The sequence below is a fragment of the Streptomyces abikoensis genome (assembly GCF_014648775.1).
GTDB classification, from domain to species: Bacteria; Actinomycetota; Actinomycetes; order Streptomycetales; family Streptomycetaceae; genus Streptomyces; species Streptomyces abikoensis.
This window is the reverse complement of the sequence record NZ_BMRT01000028.1, coordinates 1-928: the sequence shown is the minus strand read 5'-3', so window position 1 is coordinate 928 and position 928 is coordinate 1. Positions and strand designations below refer to the sequence as shown.

The following is a 928-nucleotide window of genomic DNA, read 5'->3' as shown; positions in this document are numbered from 1 at the left end:
AGCGAAATTCCTTGTCGGGTAAGTTCCGACCTGCACGAATGGCGTAACGACTTCTCGACTGTCTCAACCATAGGCCCGGTGAAATTGCACTACGAGTAAAGATGCTCGTTTCGCGCAGCAGGACGGAAAGACCCCGGGACCTTTACTACAGCTTGATATTGGTGTTCGGTTCGGCTTGTGTAGGATAGGTGGGAGACTGTGAAGCATGCACGCCAGTGTGTGTGGAGTCGTCGTTGAAATACCACTCTGGTCGTGCTGGATGTCTAACCTGGGTCCGTGATCCGGATCAGGGACAGTGTCTGGTGGGTAGTTTAACTGGGGCGGTTGCCTCCTAAAGGGTAACGGAGGCGCCCAAAGGTTCCCTCAGCCTGGTTGGCAATCAGGTGTTGAGTGTAAGTGCACAAGGGAGCTTGACTGTGAGACCGACGGGTCGAGCAGGGACGAAAGTCGGGACTAGTGATCCGGCGGTGGCTTGTGGAAGCGCCGTCGCTCAACGGATAAAAGGTACCCCGGGGATAACAGGCTGATCTTCCCCAAGAGTCCATATCGACGGGATGGTTTGGCACCTCGATGTCGGCTCGTCGCATCCTGGGGCTGGAGTCGGTCCCAAGGGTTGGGCTGTTCGCCCATTAAAGCGGTACGCGAGCTGGGTTTAGAACGTCGTGAGACAGTTCGGTCCCTATCCGCTGTGCGCGTAGGAGTCTTGAGAAGGGCTGTCCCTAGTACGAGAGGACCGGGACGGACGAACCTCTGGTGTGCCAGTTGTCCTGCCAAGGGCATGGCTGGTTGGCTACGTTCGGGAGGGATAACCGCTGAAAGCATCTAAGCGGGAAGCCTGCTTCGAGATGAGGACTCCCACCCACTTGATGGGGTAAGGCTCCCAGTAGACGACTGGGTTGATAGGCCAGGTGTGGAAGACCGGTAACGG

1 rRNA gene is annotated in these 928 nt (G+C 57.0%); it reads left to right on the top strand.

Annotated features, from left to right (window positions below):
* A 23S ribosomal RNA gene (locus tag IE096_RS31080) occupies positions 1–928 on the top strand; the annotation flags it as partial.